Source organism: Serratia sp. A07, assembly GCF_058725505.1.
The window spans coordinates 1-2699 of the sequence record NZ_JBZXDO010000115.1; the positions used below are offsets into that span (position 1 = coordinate 1).

Annotated in this window: 5 protein-coding genes; all 5 read left to right on the top strand. The window is 50.0% G+C overall.

Annotation, left to right across the window (positions count from 1 at the left end):
- Positions 1 to 59 precede the first annotated feature (59 nt).
- The gene (locus AC4PR2_RS28280; RefSeq protein WP_268921755.1) at positions 60 to 188 is read left to right on the top strand and encodes a hypothetical protein; all 129 of its coding nucleotides are present in this window, start codon (positions 60 to 62) and stop codon (positions 186 to 188) included.
- A gap of 176 nt (positions 189 to 364) precedes the next feature.
- Entirely contained in the window at positions 365 to 727 is a 363-nt protein-coding gene (locus AC4PR2_RS28285; protein WP_492175967.1) for a YfdP family phage-associated protein, read from the top strand.
- A gap of 42 nt (positions 728 to 769) precedes the next feature.
- Positions 770 to 1591, top strand: a complete 822-nt coding sequence (locus AC4PR2_RS28290; RefSeq protein WP_492175968.1) for a YfdQ family protein — start codon at positions 770 to 772, stop codon at positions 1589 to 1591.
- 72 nt (positions 1592 to 1663) lie between these two features.
- Positions 1664 to 2497 (top strand): ParB/RepB/Spo0J family partition protein, encoded by an 834-nt coding sequence (locus tag AC4PR2_RS28295; RefSeq protein ID WP_492175969.1) that lies wholly within the window; start codon positions 1664 to 1666, stop codon positions 2495 to 2497.
- On the top strand, positions 2494 to 2699 hold a 206-nt coding region (locus AC4PR2_RS28300), incomplete at its 3' end, for a ParE family toxin-like protein (protein WP_492175971.1). The genes AC4PR2_RS28295 and AC4PR2_RS28300, both read left to right, overlap by 4 nt.

Genomic DNA, 2699 nt, shown 5'->3' on the forward strand with positions numbered 1-2699 from the left:
AGCCCCGGCTGCAGACGCCAATCTTTGCCGGGGCCTGACCAGTAGAACGGAGATTCAACATGATCAACCGCAATGTTAACACAGTCGTTGTCGATACCATGCGCGTGGCTCCTACCGTGCAAGCTGTGCGCCTCACCTTCTTTGCCCGCCTGGTGAAAATCCTATGCCAGAAAGGCCACCCGCTCTAAAAACTTACCGTGTGTAGTCTTTGGCGGCCAGACCGAACTTCAACCAATAAGGGGTGAAGATAATGTTCATAGGCTGGTCGCCCTTTTTCATAGAGAGAAGAATTCAGGCATCCATTTAACCGTGGAGGGCGTCACCCGGCCCGAGTTCTTCTCTGTATGTGACGAGGAGAAATGGTATGTCTGAAAGCAAATGCACTCCCTTTAGCCAGCAGCTGGCTTATATCAACAAAGGCACCTTAGACCAGGAGCTTACCGAAGCGCTGGCCGAGGTTATTAAAATGGTTCGCGAAACCGGCAAGAAAGGCGCTGTTACTTTGACGCTGAATTGCCAGATGTTGAACAGCCGCGACGAAAACACGATGAAAATCACCCCGAACGTCAAGAAATCCATTCCTGAACTGGATCGGGCTGACACCATTATGTTCTCAACCGCCGACGGCGATTTAATGCGTGATGATCCATCTCAAGTGCAAATGGATTTGAAAGTCATTGATACAGCCCACGCCGCAGCGCCTATTAAGCTGCAAGCCCACGGCTAATTAATTTAGCCAGCAACGTTAATATTAATTAAGGAAAATAGCATGCAAGAACTTGCAAACCTCGCTAATGGCTCTGTACGCGAAATTCAGGAATTGGCACTGACCGCGTTCACGCCGAAAACTGATATCCCGGTAGCAGTGGTTCCTGACAACCATGAAGTAAAAACGCTCGAGCATTTTCAGCTTCAACCTTCGCTGATTCGTCAGGCGGTACGTCTTATTTCGGTGTCCTCGCTGATCGCCTACGTTCAAAAGTTCGCTGATCCGCGTACTGCAATCTTCGCCGACAAATCTGAAACCCGCATTGAGGCCGTGCTGGATTACCACTCTGCGGCAAACTCACCAGAGTGGGCAAAACATCGCGCTGTGTACGACTGCCCCTATTCCGATGAATGGCAGGATTGGGCATCCCGTGACAAGCATCCCATGAACCAGACCGATTTTGCAGAGTTCCTGGAAAACCACATCCAAGATATCGCGCCGATCAGTGATAACTATAAAGGCCCATCCGGTACAGAACTGCTCGAAATGGTGCTGGCTTTCCAAGAGACGCGTAAAGCTGAGTTCAAGTCTGTGCGTCGCCTGCAGGACGGTACGTTCCAGATGTCCTACAGCGATGAAAAGGATGGCTCTGGTAATACTTCCCTGCCTGAAAAAATCAGTCTGGCTATCGCACCATTCCACAACGGCGCGCCTTACCAGGTTGAGGCCCGTATCCGCTACCGCCTGAAAGACGGCGGCTTAGCTCTTTGGTACGAACTTATCGAACCGAAAAAAATCGTTGAGCACGCTTTTACTGAGATCGTCGTAGACCTGGAAAACCAGCTCGAAAACATCCCGGTTTATGAAGGCTCAATTAAATAAAGTGCAGTCTTATGCGCCACCGTGTGTGGCGCATAGTGAAGCATTTTCACCCCCTCAGAATGGAAGATAATTATGGCAACTTTAAGTCAGCGTTATGCAGCTCGTGAAAGTATAGGTTCTGATATTTCTACCCGGAAAACTTTTTTAGTTCCCCTCAATGAAATTTATGCCGAGGAAGGCTATAACGTCCGTGAATTTAACCAAGCGCATGTTGAAGAATTTAGGGACGCGTTTATTGCTGGGGAGTTTATTCCGCCGCTGGCTGTCGAAATAACAGAGCAAGGCGTGAAAGTTATCGACGGTCACCACCGCTTCCACGGCGCGTTGCTGGCTACTGCTGCCGGTCATGAAGTGAAACGCCTTGAGTGTAAGGATTTCGAAGGCACCGAGGCCGATAAAATCGCCTTCATGGTCACCAGCTCACAAGGGCTGGCGCTTACCCCTATAGAGCGCGGCGCGGCTTACCTACGCTTGGTTAATCAGGGTTGGACTAACGCGGAGATCGCAAAGAAAGTTAAGCGTTCTGAGTCCGATATCCTCCAGCACCTGCAATTGCAGGAATGCAGCCCATACATAAAGAGCCTGGTGCGCTCTGGTTCCATTAACTATGCCCTGGCTATTCAAATTAACCGCGAGCATGGTGTATATGCCGACCGTGAAGCCGCGCGCTTAATGAAAAAGGCCGAAGAGTCCGGCAAGAAAAAAATCACTAAGAGCGTCGCCCAGCCACAATTCAACGCTACCCGCGCCCGCCGACTCTGTGAACTGCTCTATGATGCTGCGCCAATGGTTCGTGAAGAGGGTGACGTTCTACTGCTCCTTCCTGGAACCCGAGAAGAAATCAACACCATTCTCAACGAATACCGTCAGCAACACCCCCAGGTTGCGAGTGGTGAAGATCAATGAGCATCAACCTGAACAATGCGCCTTTGTGGATTACTGCGAAGGCGCTGGAAAAATTAAAACAGTTCCGCGCCGGTCGATTATTCCCCAAAAGAACCTATGGCAAAAAATACCTGACCTTCCGTGTAAATAAACGCTGGCGCTTACTTTCAAAAGACGACGGCCATAATTGGCTGTTGCTTACCCACAATGATTACAACTGCGT